Raw genomic sequence first — 15061 nt, 5'->3', positions numbered from 1 at the left:
CGGAACCCTTTTTCATGCCTGATACCCTGCCCCCCTGCTCTGTGCTGATTCTCGCCGGTGGCCGCGGCCAACGCATGGGCGGGCGCGACAAGGGCCTGCTGGAATGGCGCGGCGAGCCTTTGGTTGCTCATATCCACCGGACCGTGCGGCCGCTGAGTGATGACTTGGTGATTTCCTGTAACCGCAACCAGCAGGCGTATGCCGCTTATGCCAACCAACTGGTGGGCGATGCCGAAGCGGACTTCCCCGGGCCGCTGGCCGGAGTGATCGCCGGGCTGAAGGCAGCCCGGCATGAGTGGGTGGTGCTGCTGGCGTGTGACGCACCGTTGGTTGACCGGGCATTGATCGCAGCGCTGCTGGAGGCAGCAGTGGCCAGCGACAGCGCCGCGATGGTGCGCCAGGGCGGGTATTGGCAGCCTATGTTCAGTGTCCTGCCACGCCGGGTGCTGCCGGTCCTGGAACAGGCCTGGGCGGCGGGTGAGCGGAGTTTGCAGAAGGCCTTGCTGCGGGAGGCGGTACAAGGGCTGGAGTGTGCCGAGGATGATCGCCGGTTGAGCAATTTCAACAGCCCGGAGTTGCTCCAAGGCTGAGCCTGTCATTGCCTGTGCCGGCCGCTTCGCGGGTGGGCCCGCGAAACGGCTCACACCGATTCAGCGGATGAACACCTGCGGCGTGGTGGTGGACATGTCCCCGCCCGGCAGCTTGATGTTCTTCACTTTCTCCAGTGTCTGCGGGTCGAACACCGCCAGGTCATTGAAGGTGCCGCCCAGGTACAACTTGTCGCCCTTCTTGTCGAAGGTCACGCAGTAGTAGGTGTGCTCCAGATCGGCCGCCTTGATCAGCTTGCGCTGCTTGATGTCGTATTTGGCCAGGCGGTTGAGCACGCCGTAGATCTGGTTCGGATCCTTCGGCGAACGCAGGCCGGTGAAGTAGAGTTCGGTCAGGTCGGCGAATTCCTGGGTATGGGCCTTGCCGGTCTTGAGGTCGATGCTCAGGTAGCCATACAGCGGCTGCGCCTCGTTCGGGTCCTGCTTGGCGTCCTTGAACCTGGCGATGGTGTAAAGCATCGAGAACTCGTGGCGCGGGCTCTGGTGCGGCCAGAAGTACAGCACGTCAGGGGCGCTGTAGCCCTTGCGGTTCCAATTGCGCAGCGGCAGCGCCACGGTGTATTTGCCGGTCTGCACGTCCATCTTGTAGATGTCCGGCCCGGCGACGAACAGGCTGCCATCGTCGGCGGTGCGCATCAGGTACACCTGGCGCGGCATCGGGAAGGTCCGCACCGGCTTGGCCTGCAGGCCATCGGCAGTGCTGTAGACCTCCAGGCGCGGCGGCTTGACCACATAGTGATCATTCAACCGCTGGGTCGGGTTGACCGTGGCGTACACCTCTTTGCCATCCGGGCTCAGGGCGAACGAGTACATCGACTTGCCGACTTCACCCGGCACGCTGGACAGGTTGGCGTGGAAGGTGGTCTTGCAGGTGTCCAGGTCGATACCGTAGATATCGCCATAGTGGTTGTTGAGCACGTAGGCGGTGCGGTTGTCCGGCGCCATCACTGCGCTGCCGGGGCCGAACTTGTCGGGCATCTGGCAGCTCTTGTACAGCGTGTCGCTGGCCACGTCGATGACGTGCAGGTTGTTCGGGTAGTTGGTGGTGATCAGGTATTCCTGGCCAGCCTTGAGGGCCGGCCCGGCATCATCGGCCTGTACCGCCCAGGCGCAGGCCGTGGCGGCGATGGTCAGCGCGAGCTGCGCGCAGCGTCCAGCTTTCATGCGGTTTCCCCTTGTCATTATTGTTGGCCGGTCACTTGTCTTTCGGGAACACGGTGCCGAGGTTGCGCCAGTCTTCCTGGGAGTTGTTCGCCTGGGCGTTCCAGTCCTGATAGGTGCTCATCATGTCCGGCACCTGGGCCGGCCACCAGCAAGGGTCGGAACAGCCATACAGGTCGGCCTCCATCGGCTGGCACAGCGAGCTGACGCCGCCAAAGGCGTCCACTTCCCAACCCGGGTCGGTGGTGGCGGTGCAACCGGCCACCGCGCTCATGGCCATGACTGCTTCGACGCGGTCTTCGGCGGCGGCCTGCTCGAGGATGCGCGCCTTGTTGTTCAGGGGCTTCAAGTGCTTCATGTCAGTGCGCCTTCCGCGGGGTGATGTAGCGGTCGATGAAGGCCGGGTTGGCGGCCATGATGCGGCTGTAGACTTCGATGCCGAAGTCGACCCAGTCGCGCATCAACTCGCAGTAGTGGTAGGTCGGGTGCTGCGGGTCGCCGTAACGGGCATAGCTCTCGTGGTAGCACCCGCCGGAGCACAGGTTGCGGATGCGGCAGCTGTCACAGCCGGTGTTGCTGCGGTCCAGGCGCTGCGACAGGAAGTCGTTGAGCTGCGCCTGCTTCACGCCCTGGTGGACGTTGCCAAAGGTCGGCAGGCTGGAGCCGGTGAAGCGGTGGCACAGGTTCAGCTCGCCCTCGTGGTCCACGGCCAGCATCTTCAGCCCGGCACCGCACGGCAGGGCCTTCTTGTGGCCTTCGTGGATGTCGGTGATCAGCTGGTGCAGGTTGGAGAAGCCGATGTTGCGGTGCTCCAGCGCTGCTTCCAGGTACGTGCGGCCCAGCGCCTTCATGTTGGCGAAAACCTGTACCAGCTCTTCGGCGGTTAGGTTGAAGTCGGCCATGTCGCCGGAGGTGACTGGGGCAAAGCCGACTTCGGCAAAGCCCATCTCGTTGAACAGGTGGTTCCAGATGGTCTCCACATCGGTGATGCCACGGGTCAGCGTGACCCGCGCGCCCACCGGGCGGCTGGTGTAGCGCGACAGCAGCAGGTCGGCCTTGCGCCGCACCACGTCATAGGTACCCTGCCCGCCCACCGTGATGCGGTTGCGGTCATGCACGGTCTTCGGGCCGTCGATGCTGATCGACAGGCCGAAGCGGTGGGCGTCGAGCCAGTCGATGATCTCTTCGGTCAGCAGGGTCGCGTTGGTGGTCATGATGAACTCCACCTGCTTGCCAGCCTCGGCGAAGCGCCGCTCGCAATAGGCGACCATGTGCTCGATCAGCGGCCGGTTGGACAGCGGCTCGCCGCCGAAGAACACCACGCTGTAGCGTGCTTCGTCGGGTGATTCCTTGAGCAGCATCTCCACCGAGGCTTCGGCGGTGGCGGTGCTCATCTTCTTGCCCGCGGACGGTTTGTCCAGGTCTTCCTTGTAGCAGTAGGTGCAGCTGAGGTTGCAGCCGGTGTTGACGTTGAGCACCACGGTGTTCAGCGCCGTGCGCTGGACCTGCTTGAGGGCGATTTCCGGGGTCAGCGGCGAGCCGTCGCTGACCAGCTCCAGCGCGATCAGCTCGCGCAAGGTGTCCTGGATATCGTCGCTGGCAAACTGCTGGCCAAGGCGCTGCATCAACGCCTCGGCCGAGCAGCCTTGCTGGCGCAGGGTGTCGATGATGCTACCGGTCACCGCGTCGGCGGTGAACAGCGAACTGCTGGGGATATGGAACAGCATGCGGTCAGCATCGACCTGCACTTCGTGCAGGTTGCGTTCGACCAGGTTCAGTAGCGCGCCCATGGCGACCTCCCGATAATCGATCCGTTGGCAAAACCGTTACACCCTGCCCTTACGGCAGCGGCGGGTTGTTCCAACGCTGAACGGTGACGATCATATGGCCTTCACCACGCTGGCCGCCGTCTGCCAAGGTGGCGATGACCTTCAGGTTGCCGGCGTTGTTGGTCATCATCTTGCGCGCCGGGTTCGGCCCGGCCCCGCCTGGCACGAACACCCCGTCGGCCTGCATCTGCCCGGCGAACCTGACATCTTCGTCCTCGACCGCACGCTCGTTGAATGGCTCGACCTTCCAGCTGGCCGGCAGGTAGCCGATGCGCAGCGGCTGGCCACTGCCATCCTTGCCCCAGGCTTCGGCTTCGAAACGGCCCTGAACCTTGGGCACCGAGGCACCGTTCTCGCCGATACGGGCGATGGAGAATGCCGGCACCACCTTTACTTCCTCGACCTTGTCATAGACCGCCAGGTTGGCGCCCTTGATTTCACCCACGCCCACCTCGCGCTGGCCGGGCTTGGCATCGGCTGCAGCGCGGGCCTTGACACGCACCAGGGTCGGGGTCTGTTCCAGCACTTCGCTCACCTCAACGCCAGCCCCCAGGTCGGGCTTGCCGGCCAGGCCGGTGCCGACCAGGGTGATCTCGCTCTCGCCACCGGCCTTGATGAACGCAGGCTGGACCGCCAACAAGCGCGCCTTGCCCTCTTTGGCGGCGATGAAGTCCAGGCCACGCTCGTCGTGATCGGCCTCGAACATGCGGCCTTTCATTTCGCCGTCCAGCGCGGCAAACACCTGGCGCAGGTTGCTGTCGCCCACCTTGACGTTGCCGCGCCATTCATAACCGTTGTAGAGCAGCGCCGTGCCACTGCCATTGAACGGCGTGCCGTCGGCGTAGCTGCCTTTGACCTCGACCTTGAAGGTATCGCCCTGGTCGGCAGTCACAGTCATCACCCCACGCACATCGCCCTTGGCCAGCATGTGGCCGCTGAACGCCCACTGCCCCGCCAGCGCGTCTGCGGCAGGCCTGGCCTTCTGCCATTCAGCCCAGGCCGGGCTCTCCAGCGGGAAGCGCCTGGCCAGGTCGGGTACCACCTGTTTGAGGGCGATCTCCAGCCAGTCGCGGTCACGCGCCTGGGCCTGGTATTCGAGGGACGGCCATTGGCCAAGGTGGAAGTTGACCAGGTGCTCCCATTCCTGCGCCGGGCGCCGCTGCAGCGCGACACGGGCACCGGAGTGGCAGCGCCCGCAGGTTTCGCTGAGCTGAGTATCGAAGTGCTCGACGGTGTTGAGCCGGCGCTCCATGGCGTAGCGCACGCCATCGGTCTCGCTCGGCGCCAGGCCCTGCTTGTCGGCCAGGTACTTGACCAGGGTGCGGCGATCGTCGTCGCTGATCTGCACGCCGTGCATCACCTGCATGCGGGCAATGCTCATCAGCCAGCCTTCCGGCGTCTTGCGCTGATGGCTGATGCGGCTGTAGGTATCGTTGCCCTCGGGGATATGGCACCCCATGCACGTGTTCTGCAACAGGCTCGGGCCCTGCTCGGCCGCCACCACAGCCTGGGTGCCCAGCAGTGCGGCGGCGGCCAGCGCCAGTTTGCCCGCATGCCGCCGGAGTCGAGTCGTCTTCAAGGTCAGACCTCCACGGTTGTTGTTCTTATCGTTCTTGCACGCTTTGGTACAGCAGGTGTGCTTGTGACGGTTGTGATACAGAAACTGTGCCAAGTGCTGCAAAGGCGTTGTATTTCAGGCTTTTAGCTCCTTCATGCAGCTATATGGCCCTGCTGGCCGAGTGGCCGGAGCGTGCCATTTCGCGACAACGTGTTTCATCCTGAGACTGGGCCTGCCATGCAGGCCTTCGCGGGCACGCCCGCTCCCACAGAAATCGCGTAGAGCTCAGGTTCAGCGCTGTACCTGTGGGAGCGGGCTTGCCCGCGAAGAGGCCGGCACAGGCAGTGTTTCACCACCGTCTCACACCGTCTCAATGTGCAACAGCGCAGCCCTGCAATCCCAACCTCGCACCACGGCAAAACCCAGGCAGTTCAGCATCTTGCGACCATCGGCCGACCTTGGCACGGCCATTGCGCCTATGCCGGTCACATCCAATGACAAGAGGCACAGCCCCATGCTTTCCGACCTGCCCATCCTGCCCGCCACCCGCGCCTTCCTCGAACGCAAGCTGAAGATGCGCATCGGTGCCGACTGGCAGGACGCCGCCAGTGGCCGCACCCTGTCGTTCCGCAACCCGGCCACCGGTGAAATCCTCGGTGAAGTGCCCGCCGCCGAGCAGGAAGACGTCGACCGCGCCGTGCGCGCGGCGCGCCAGGCTTTCGACGATTCGGCGTGGAGCCGTGTGCGTCCACGCGAGCGGCAGAACCTGCTGTGGCGTCTGGCCGACCTGATGGAGCGCGACGCGCAACAACTGGCCGAGCTGGAATGCCTGAACAACGGCAAGAGCGCCGTCGTGGCCAAGGTCATGGACGTGCAGCTGGCCATCGACTTCCTGCGCTACATGGCCGGCTGGGCCACCAAGATCGAGGGTAGCACCGTCGAAGCGTCGATGCCGTTGCTGCCCAACGATCAGTTCCATGGCTTCGTGCGCCGCGAAGCCGTGGGTGTGGTCGGCGCCATCGTCGCCTGGAACTTCCCGTTGTTGCTGGCTTGCTGGAAGCTCGGCCCGGCCCTGGCCACCGGCTGCACCGTGGTGCTCAAGCCGGCCGACGAAACCCCGCTGACTGCACTGAAGCTGGCCGAACTGGTGGATGAGGCCGGCTACCCGGCCGGGGTGTTCAACGTGATCACCGGCACCGGCCTCAACGCCGGCGCCGCGCTGAGCCGCCACCCAGGCGTGGACAAGCTGACCTTCACCGGCTCCACCGAAGTGGGCAAGCTGATCGGCAAGGCGGCCATGGACAACATGACCCGCGTCACCCTGGAGCTCGGCGGCAAGTCGCCAACCATCGTCCTGCCCGACGCCAACCTGCAGGAGGCCGCCGCCGGCGCCGCCACGGCGATCTTCTTCAACCAGGGCCAGGTGTGCTGCGCCGGTTCGCGCCTGTACGTGCACCGCAAGCATTTCGACAATGTGGTCGCCGACATCGCCGGCATCGCCAACGGCATGAAGCTCGGCAGCGGCCTGGACCCGGCGGTGCAGATGGGGCCGTTGATCTCGGCCAAGCAGCAGGACCGCGTGACTGGCTACATCGAGTTGGGCCGCGAGCTGGGCGCGACCATCGCCTGTGGCGGTGAAGGGTTTGGCCCGGGCTACTTCGTCAAGCCGACAGTGATTGTCGACGTCGACCAGCGCCATCGCCTGGTGCAGGAGGAAATCTTCGGGCCGGTGCTGGTGGCGATGCCGTTCGACGACATCGACGAAGTGGTCGGCATGGCCAACGACAACCCCTATGGCCTGGGCGCGAGCATCTGGTCCAACGACCTGGCTGCGGTGCACCGGATGATTCCGCGGATCAAGTCGGGGTCGGTGTGGGTCAATTGCCACAGCGCGCTGGACCCTGCGCTGCCGTTTGGGGGGTACAAGATGTCCGGCGTGGGCCGTGAGATGGGCGCTGCGGCCATCGAACACTACACCGAGCTCAAGTCGGTTTTGATCAAGCTCTGATTTACAGGCCGGGGCTGCTTTGCAGCCCTTTCGCGACACAAGGCCGCTCCTACAGGAGTCCGCGTTCTCTTGTAGGAGCGGCCTTGTGTCGCGAAAGGGCCGCAGAGCGGCCCCACGATCTCAGCTTAAACCCTGTTCTCCCAACCACCGCCGCAGCAATATCTGATGCTCCATAGGTCTCCCATTCAAGACCCCATCGAGTGACACGCCTGCAAGCAGTTCTCCCACCACCGGCGCCAACTCGATCCCCTGCAAATGCCAGATCCCCAAAGGCTGATCCGAAGTCACCACCACTTCAGCCTCGTCCACTAGCCCATCCCGCAACACCGGCCGCCGCGCCACCCGCACCGCCGCCCAGTCTGCCGCCAGATGCAACGGCTGCGCATCCGGCCAGCCTCGACGGTGCTCCCAGAATGGCTGCCCTGCGCGCTCAAGCTCCTGCCCATAGAAATCCCGCCCGATGCGGGCAAAGCGCAGAAAAAGCTGCTCGATCCGCTGCTGATGAAACTGCTTCGCCAGTGCCGCGCGCTCGGGCCGACGGAGCAAGGTGTTGATCACCACCGGCGCCTGCAACGCCGATGACAGCGACTGGAAAATCCCATTCCCCGACAGTGGGTCAACCGCCATCGCCGCATCGCCCACCCGCAGCCAGTCATCCCCCACGCAGTCGCCGGCGAGGATCGCCGTGCTGCTGCGGGCATGCACTTGGGCAGGCGCCAGCGCTCGCGCATCGAACAGTTCAGCCACCAGCGCCGAAGCCCTTCGTCGTGCCGCACAGTATTCAGGTAAGGCCGCCTTGCCCGGCAGCCGTTCGGCATCCAGGGTCACTTGCCAATAGCATCGCCCGTCGGCCAGCCGGGCCATCCAGGCCCAACCATCGTCCAGGCTTTCCACGGCCGACGCAGGCGCGCCAGGGTCCGACTGCCAGAGGTTGAGCAGGCTGACCGTTTCCGGGCCACGCAGCCGGTCGGCCGCCAACGGCGCCTGACGGCCACGCGCCTCGACCAGAAACTCGCCCTGAAGCAGCTGCCCGTCATCCAGCCGAACCTCATAGCCCTCTGCACGCGCGACTTCACGCACACGCCCCTCCACCAACGTCCCCCCTGTGCGCAACAGGTCCTCACGCAACGCACGATCGAAGCGCTGGCGGTCGAGCAGGTATTCCTGATTAGGTTGCAGGTGCTGGCCATTCCAGCGCACCTGGCGTGTTGCCGGGACCGCTGCCTCGGCCAGCGCGCCTCCCAGGCCAGCGTGGCGCAGCCCTTCCAGTACCCGCTGCGAAACCCCTTCCACGGCGGCAAAACGCCGCCAGTCGGAGACCACCGTCACCGGGTAACCCAGCCGACGCAGGCCAAGCGCAGCAGCGGCGCCGGCAGGCCCGGCGCCCAGCACCAGAATGCGTGGTTCAGGCATCCGCCGTACCTCGTCGCTCCGGGCCGCTGAACGCGGCGTGGGCCTGCAGCCAGGCATAGACCTGTTGCCGGCCCAGGCCGGGTTGCTGCTGCAACAGTGCCGCAATCCGCCCGCTCACTGCCGCACAGCCAAGACTCGCACCGGCCCGCCCGCGCTCGCCCACATGGCCACCGAAGTCGGCCTGGGCACTGCCGAGCCACGACCATTGCCCCGGCGCGCAGCGCGCATCGCCAGTGATACGGATAACCCCCGGATACGCCGCCGGGTACACCGCACTGCCCTGCGCAGGGCTGGAGGCACACAGCAGCACGCCAGCCCGCTGCACTTCAGCACAGGCCTGGCGCAACACCGCCCGGTCCTGCTGCAAGCCAAGGCTGAGATTGATCAAGGTCACGCCCTGCTCCGCCAGCCAGAACAACGCGGCGGCAACCTGTAAAGCGCTGGTGCTGCCGCGTTCGCTGAAGACCTGGGCCAGCAACAGCGGCAGCACACCGACCTCGGCTTGCAGGCTGGCCAGCACGGCGCTGCCATGGCCGAGCCGGTCTGGTTGCAACTCGCCGTCGCAGAGCACGCCCTCGTCCAGCCAGAAACGCCGGGCAGCGACCAGTGCCTGGGTTGGCGCACAACCGCTGTCGATCACGCCGACCTTTACATCAACGGCCATGCTGGATCGTCTCCCGGGGCAATTCGTGCATCCGGCCACCTTGCAGGTGCAGGTGCAGATCGGCATCGGCCAGGGTCGCTGCGCGGTGGCTGATCAAGATGCGCGTGCGCCCGGCGAACAGTTCGTCGATGGCGGCAATCACTTCGCGCTCGGTGGCTTCGTCGACGGCCGAGGTGGCCTCGTCGAGCACCAGGATCGAAGGCGCTTGCAGCACCGCCCGGGCAATGGCGATGCGCTGTTTCTGCCCGCCGGAAAGCTGCTGGCCACGCTCGCCGAGCAGCCCGTCCAGACCCAGTGGCAGGCTCTCGACCAGGCTGTCGAGATGGGCCAGTCGCACCACCCGCTCCAGCTCCGCACGGCTGGCCTGCGGCGCACCATAGGCCAGGTTCTGCGCCAGGGTGCCGCGAAACAGCACGATGTCCTGGCTGACCACGGCGATACGCTGGCGCACGGCGGCCAGGTCGAGTTCGCGCAAGTCGGCACCATCGAGCAGGATGCGCCCGTCATCCGGGTCATAGAAGCGCTGCAACAGGTCGATCAGGGTCGATTTGCCGACGCCAGAGGCACCGCTGATGGCGACTTTCAGGCCACCGGCAATACAGGCATCGACCTGCGCCAGCACCGCGCCCTGGCGCCCGTCATGGGCAAAGCTCACGCCTTCCAGGCGCAGCTCGCCCGGCCCTTCCGGCATCGGCCTGGGCAAGTCGGCCTCGCGCACGGCCACCGCTTCCTGCTTCAACTCCATCACCCGGCCCAGGCTCACCGCCATGCGCTGCACCGCCACGTACAGGCCCAACAGGCTCTGCACCGGGCCGACCGCCATGCCCATGTAGGTGGAAAACGCGATCAGCGCGCCAAGCTGCCAGGTGCCCTGGATCACCCACCATCCACCCACCAGGAACGCGCAGGCGCGGCACCACGAGGTCAAGGTGCCGGGGATCGCCTGGGTGAAGAACTCGGTCACCTGCACCTTGAGCAGTTGGCGCATGTAGCCCTGCCCCAGCTGGTCCAGGCGCCCGGCCTCACGGTTCTGCTGGCCGGACGCCTGGATGAACTTCATCGCCGGCAGGGTCTCGACCAGGAACGACGACACATCTGCCGAGCGCTCGCGCAAGTTGCGCACCTCGCGCTCGACCTTGCGCCGCATCCAGCGCAGCCACAGGACTTCGATCGGGATCAGCAGTGCCAACAACAGCGACAGTTGCCAGGACAGCATCAGCATCAGCGCCACCGCCCCCACCAGGCCAATCACCGCCGACACCGCCGAGAACAGCGAATCCACGGCAAAACGCTGGATCTCGGCCACATCGCCGTCCAGCCGCGAGAGGATGTCGCCGGTGCGCCGACGCCCGTAGAAGGTCGGCGACAGCTGCTGCAAATGGCGGTACAGGTCATCGCGCAGGGCGAACAGGATGCGCCCCGACAGGCGTGTGTGCAGGTAGCGGTTGACGCCCGCCAGCACCGTGCCCAGCAGCCCGGCGGCAATCATGATCGCCGCCATGTGCCAGAGGGTCTGGTAATCCTTGGCCAGCAGGCCTTCGTCGATCAGTGTCTTGACCAGCCAGGGTTGCACCAGGGCCAGCAGCGAAGCGCCGAAGGACAAGCCCAGCAACACGCCGATGGCCCTTCGATGGGGGCGGACGAAACCATACAGCCAGGCCAGGGCCTGGCGCATGAGTAGCGGGTTGCTGGACTCCACCAGCCTGTGCAACAGGTTGCCCATGTCAGCCGCGCAACTGCTTGAGCTTGCGGTACAGCGTCGCCCGGCTGATGCCCAGCGCTTCGGCGGCGGCCGTGACATTGCCGTGGTGGCGCGCCAGGGCGCCACGGATCAATTCCAGCTCATTGTCCTTGAGGCTACCCGAGGGCGCCGTGCCGCTGGCCAGTTCTTCCAGCAGGCAATCGGTCAGGTGGTCGAGGGTCAGCACCTGCTCGCCATCCTCGCGCATGGCCAGGGCGGTGCGCACGACCATTTCCAGCTGGCGGATGTTGCCTGGCCAGTCGAAACCTTCGAGCAATGCGGCCAGGGCCGGGTCGAGGCTCACGCCTTTGGCGCCGGACTTGTCCAGCAAGCCCTCGATGATGTTCGCCAGGTCATCGCGCTCGCGCAGGGCCGGCAGGCGCAGGGAAACGCCGTTGACCCGGTAGTACAGGTCTTCACGAAAGTGCTGGTCCTGCACCAGGCGCTTGAGGTCGCGGTGGGTGGCGCAGATCAACGCCACGTCGATGTCCTGTTCGTCGCCCGCGCCCAGCGGCGCTACCCGGCGTTCCTGCAGCACGCGCAACAGCCGGGCCTGCAGGGCCAACGGCATGTCACCGATCTCATCGAGGAACAGCGTGCCGCCATGGGCCTGCATCAGTCGCCCGACCATGCCACCGCGGCGTGAGCCGGTGAAGGCGCCCTCGCGGTAACCAAACAGCTCGGACTCGATCAGCCCCTCGGGAATCGCCGCGCAGTTGACCGCCACGAACGCTTTGTCGGCACGCGGGCTGGCTTGATGCAGGGCACGCGCCGCCACTTCCTTGCCCGTACCGGTCTCGCCGAGCAGCAACACTGGCAGGCCATTGCCCAAGCCCTGGAGGGCCATGCGCAGGTTGCGTGCCAACCGCGCATCAGCCCCGGCCAAGGCTTCCAGCGCAGGGGTTTTGTTGGCCACTGTCGGCTTGGCATGCACCGCGCTGCCATTGAGCGGGGTGTGCCGTGGCAGGTGCAGCGCGCGGAAAGCGAATTCACCTTTGGCGGTCTGCACGTTACTCACGCCACCCTGCCACAGGCGGGCGATGAAGGCCGGCGAGCGCTCGCCCAGCAGGTCGCTGCAACGACGCCCGATCAGGCTTTGGCGCGGGACCTGGAGCAGTTGACAGGCGCTGTCGTTGGCCGCCAGCACTTCGCCATCCAGGCTTAGCGCCAGCAGGCCGTGCCAGGCGCTGTTGAGGTATTGCGGGCGGCTGTGGAACGCCAGCACCAGTTGCTCGGGATGGCTCAGGCCGAACATCCTGCTCTCGATATTGCCAGCCGCCAGCATCAGCATGCTCAGGCTGTCCTGGGGCTGAGCCAAGACACCTTCGCGGGTGATGTCGAGCACGCCGATCACTTCGCCGCGCGGGTCGCGCAGCGGCACTGAAGTGCAGGAGAACGGGCTGAGCCGGTCCAGGTAGTGCTCGCCACAGTTGATCAGCGTCGGCCGGCCTTCGACCACGGCGGTGCCGATGGCGTTGGTGCCGCGCAGCGACTCGCTCCAGCAGCTGCCGGGGTGCAGGTCGCGCAGGCCTTCGCGTTGCAGTACGTGCTTCTGCCCCTCGATGGCCAGCACGTTGGCCTGGGCATCGCCGAGGATGACGATGCCAGCCTTGCCTTGGCGTGATACCAGGTAGTCCAGTTCGGGGGTGACGGCGTCCATCAGCAGCCGGTTGCGTTCCAGCAGCATGCGCAAGTCCTGACCCTGCTGCAGGCCTACGCCGACTTGCTCGCCTTGCAGGCAATCCAGGCCATGGCCGAGGCTGCGGCGCCAGGAGGCGTCGATTTCTTCGCGCAGCATGCCCAGCGGCAGCTCGCCTTCGCTGGCCAGACGCATGCGGGCCTGGCGGGATTCATGCAGCGGGTCTTGGGCGTTTGTTATGGGAAATTGTCGCGCCATTTTTTGCTCCAGCTGTGGCCCTCGGGGTCAGGGCTACGGGCTTGGTATTTTTTCCGCAGTGTGCGGGAGAATTTGGTGGGCGTCGAGGTGCATGCCTTGTGAGGTGGGGAGCCTTGAGAGGGGTGGAGCCTTGAGAGGTGCTTGGCTCAAGAGGTATGTCGCCTGGGAGATCGAGCGCCGCCCGCGCGGCGCATCGCGGGCAAGCCCGCTCCCACATCTGTTTCGGGCCAATCTCTCCTGTGCCGCCAACAGGGACCGCCTTGTTGGCATGGCGATGCATCTCGGTGGAAGCCAACAGGGGTATGGCGATGCATCTTGGTGGGAGCCAACAGGGGTATGGCGATGCATCTCGGTGGGAGCCAACAGGGGTATGGCGATGCATCTCGGCGGGAGCCAACAGGGGTATGGCGATGCATCTCGGTGGCCGCTGATTGCTGCTCCACCTGTCTCCAGTCATGCACCAGGGCGGTCCCTGTTGGCGGCACAGGAGAGATTGGCCCGAAACAAATGTGGGAGCGGGCTTGCCCGCGATGCGCCGCGCGGGCGGCGCTCGATCTCACAGGCGCCAAAGCACTCTCGGCGGACAGATGGTAGCCCTCACCCAATTCCCAGCCATGCATTCCCAGCCCTATTCCCAACCCCAAAACCAACCCCAAAACTGGGGATCACCGCCCACCAGAAACCTGCCCACCCCGTCAGACATCACCTGCCCAGCCCACGCCCCACAAGGCCTGCAGCCTGATGTGAAAAATTGGCACGGCTGTTGCGCTGGTCCTCCCAGACGCCCCAAGTCCATGGGCCCGTTAGCAGGAGGAACCGACTCATGCTCCGACCGATACCCAACACGCTCGCAGTGGCGATCGTCGCCGGCCTGTTCCAGCTCCCGGCGCAGGCTGCGCTGTACGCCGTCGACACTGGGCCCTACACACCTGAGAACGGCCGCTATGCCGCCTGGTACCAGGACACCCATGGCCGAACCCTCGACCTGTGCCTGTCCAAGGCGGTGAGTTCACGCGTCGCCGGCGCCCCAGGCGCACCGGCGTACATGTGCACCCTGTTGCCTGCCCCAGGCATCTTCGATGACACCAAACCGTTGGTCTTCCCGAGCAACTGGCCGGATGAATCGTTCTGGTTCACCGCCGACGCTGCCATCAACGATGTCGCCCGGGGGGTCAACCTGACCTACGTCAGCGCGCTCGAAGCCGCGTTCGGCGGCGGCGACCCGGCAGAAAACGATCAGATCAGTTTCGCCCGCGTGAGGATCCGGGTCGACGTTCCTGTGGCCGGCACCTACGTGGTCACCCACCCTTACGGCGTCGAGGTGTTCGACGTACCCGCCGCCGGGCGCCGGGCGATCAACATGACCCGCGACATCGGCATCGGCTCCGCTGGCACCTTTACCGGCGCCCTGAAGGGCGATATCGGGCCCTTCCTGCGCAGCGTCAATGGCCCCTACACCGAAGGCAGCGAGACATTCATCGGCGACCCCAACCTCAACGAGCGGGTCACCGGCAGCCCGTTCAACACTAACTTCGTACGCATCGAAGGCCCCAACGGCATCGATCTGCGCACGGACCTGTTCGCCGTTTCCGGCAAACTTTCCGCAGTAGCCCGACCGACGCCGTTGATCCCGCTGCGCAGCACCTACTCGCGGCACACCGAGAACGGTGACCTGCGCGCCCAACAGGACGTGTTCGTGCTGGCACCGCCACCACCAGGCAGCGCCACCCTGACCAGCCAGACCCCTAACCTGCCACTGACCGAAGCCAATGGCACCGGCACTTGGTATGCCCAGTCGGCGCTCAACCCGGCACTGCCGACCAGCCTGTTGGTCAGCGCCGACAACAGCGTGGCCATCCCCACCAGCAGCGTAACCACCGCTGACATGCCGCTCACCGACCTGGTCACCATCACCAAGGCCGAATACAGCTTGGCCAATGCCACCCTGACCTTGATCGCCACCAGCAGTGACGAAACCAACCCGCCGGCAATGACTGCCCACACCGGCAACGGCACCTTCATCGGCAACTTCAGCGGCGACGGCGCGCAGAAAAGCCTGAGCGCCAACTTGTCACCCGTCCCGCCAGCCAAGGTGCAGGTCACCAGTGCCAATGGCGGCAGCGACATCGAAGACGTGGTGCTGGTGCCATGAACAGACAAAGGCTCCGCCTTCAAGGAGGCA

11 protein-coding genes are annotated in these 15061 nt (G+C 65.6%); 3 read left to right on the top strand and 8 right to left on the bottom strand.

The window, feature by feature from the left end; translation table 11 throughout:
- Positions 1-14: 14 nt before the first annotated feature.
- Entirely contained in the window at positions 15-590 is a 576-nt protein-coding gene (mobA, locus tag CQW31_RS05665) for a molybdenum cofactor guanylyltransferase MobA (protein WP_099814015.1), read from the top strand.
- A 60-nt stretch (positions 591-650) separates the two neighbouring features.
- Here the strand turns inward: mobA and peaD are convergent, their stop codons facing one another.
- Genes peaD through peaA form a run of 4 tightly spaced genes read right to left on the bottom strand, consistent with a single transcriptional unit; the run spans position 651 to position 5177 of the window.
- Positions 651-1772, bottom strand: coding sequence for a quinohemoprotein amine dehydrogenase subunit beta (peaD, locus tag CQW31_RS05660; RefSeq protein ID WP_099814014.1), 1122 nt, complete (start codon positions 1770-1772; stop codon positions 651-653).
- Between the two features lie 31 nt (positions 1773-1803).
- Positions 1804-2127, bottom strand: a complete 324-nt coding sequence (gene qhpC, locus CQW31_RS05655) for a quinohemoprotein amine dehydrogenase subunit gamma (protein ID WP_054885454.1) — start codon at positions 2125-2127, stop codon at positions 1804-1806.
- Position 2128: 1 nt separating this feature from the next.
- Entirely contained in the window at positions 2129-3559 is a 1431-nt protein-coding gene (peaB, locus tag CQW31_RS05650) for a quinohemoprotein amine dehydrogenase maturation protein (RefSeq protein ID WP_099814013.1), read from the bottom strand.
- Positions 3560-3608: 49 nt separating this feature from the next.
- A complete protein-coding gene (peaA, locus tag CQW31_RS05645; protein ID WP_099814012.1) occupies positions 3609-5177 on the bottom strand; it encodes a quinohemoprotein amine dehydrogenase subunit alpha in 1569 nt (522 codons plus the stop codon).
- A 493-nt stretch (positions 5178-5670) separates the two neighbouring features.
- On the opposite strand from peaA, the gene CQW31_RS05635 reads away from it, so the two are divergent.
- Positions 5671-7164, top strand: a complete 1494-nt coding sequence (locus tag CQW31_RS05635) for an aldehyde dehydrogenase (RefSeq protein ID WP_099814011.1) — start codon at positions 5671-5673, stop codon at positions 7162-7164.
- 120 nt (positions 7165-7284) lie between these two features.
- Here CQW31_RS05635 and CQW31_RS05630 read toward each other — a convergent pair whose 3' ends face one another.
- The 4 genes from CQW31_RS05630 to CQW31_RS05615 are packed head-to-tail and all read right to left on the bottom strand — an operon-like array spanning position 7285 to position 12879.
- Positions 7285-8577, bottom strand: a complete 1293-nt coding sequence (locus CQW31_RS05630) for an NAD(P)/FAD-dependent oxidoreductase (RefSeq protein ID WP_099814010.1) — start codon at positions 8575-8577, stop codon at positions 7285-7287.
- On the bottom strand, positions 8570-9241 hold the full coding sequence (locus CQW31_RS05625) for a S8 family serine peptidase (protein WP_099814009.1): 672 nt from the start codon (positions 9239-9241) through the stop codon (positions 8570-8572). The genes CQW31_RS05630 and CQW31_RS05625 overlap by 8 nt, the downstream gene beginning before the upstream one ends.
- Complete coding sequence (locus tag CQW31_RS05620) at positions 9231-10964, bottom strand: ABC transporter ATP-binding protein (RefSeq protein WP_099814008.1); 1734 nt, start codon at positions 10962-10964, stop codon at positions 9231-9233. Before CQW31_RS05620 ends, CQW31_RS05625 begins: the two co-directional genes overlap by 11 nt.
- Position 10965: 1 nt before the next feature.
- Complete coding sequence (locus tag CQW31_RS05615; RefSeq protein WP_099814007.1) at positions 10966-12879, bottom strand: sigma-54-dependent Fis family transcriptional regulator; 1914 nt, start codon at positions 12877-12879, stop codon at positions 10966-10968.
- An 823-nt stretch (positions 12880-13702) separates the two neighbouring features.
- Here CQW31_RS05615 and CQW31_RS05600 point away from each other — a divergent pair.
- Positions 13703-15031, top strand: coding sequence for a hypothetical protein (locus tag CQW31_RS05600; RefSeq protein ID WP_099814006.1), 1329 nt, complete (start codon positions 13703-13705; stop codon positions 15029-15031).
- The last annotated feature ends 30 nt before the right edge of the window (positions 15032-15061 follow it).

The organism is Pseudomonas sp. 382 (assembly GCF_002759075.1).
GTDB lineage: Bacteria > Pseudomonadota > Gammaproteobacteria > Pseudomonadales > Pseudomonadaceae > Aquipseudomonas > Aquipseudomonas vlassakiae.
The sequence above is the reverse complement of the archived record's forward strand: the minus strand, read 5'-3'. Positions and strand labels throughout refer to the sequence as shown.

Bases quoted from the DNA above. Each gene is read 5' to 3' on its own strand.
- CQW31_RS05630 (WP_099814010.1), bottom strand. From the start codon at position 8,577: ATGCCTGAACCACGCATTCTGGTGCTGGGCGCCGGGCCTGCCGGCGCC.
- peaB (WP_099814013.1), bottom strand. From the start codon at position 3,559: ATGGGCGCGCTACTGAACCTGGTCGAACGCAACCTGCACGAAGTGCAG.
- peaD (WP_099814014.1), bottom strand. From the start codon at position 1,772: ATGAAAGCTGGACGCTGCGCGCAGCTCGCGCTGACCATCGCCGCCACG.
- qhpC (WP_054885454.1), bottom strand. From the start codon at position 2,127: ATGAAGCACTTGAAGCCCCTGAACAACAAGGCGCGCATCCTCGAGCAG.
- CQW31_RS05625 (WP_099814009.1), bottom strand. From the start codon at position 9,241: ATGGCCGTTGATGTAAAGGTCGGCGTGATCGACAGCGGTTGTGCGCCA.
- CQW31_RS05600 (WP_099814006.1), top strand. From the start codon at position 13,703: ATGCTCCGACCGATACCCAACACGCTCGCAGTGGCGATCGTCGCCGGC.
- CQW31_RS05615 (WP_099814007.1), bottom strand. From the start codon at position 12,879: ATGGCGCGACAATTTCCCATAACAAACGCCCAAGACCCGCTGCATGAA.
- CQW31_RS05635 (WP_099814011.1), top strand. From the start codon at position 5,671: ATGCTTTCCGACCTGCCCATCCTGCCCGCCACCCGCGCCTTCCTCGAA.
- mobA (WP_099814015.1), top strand. From the start codon at position 15: ATGCCTGATACCCTGCCCCCCTGCTCTGTGCTGATTCTCGCCGGTGGC.
- CQW31_RS05620 (WP_099814008.1), bottom strand. From the start codon at position 10,964: ATGGGCAACCTGTTGCACAGGCTGGTGGAGTCCAGCAACCCGCTACTC.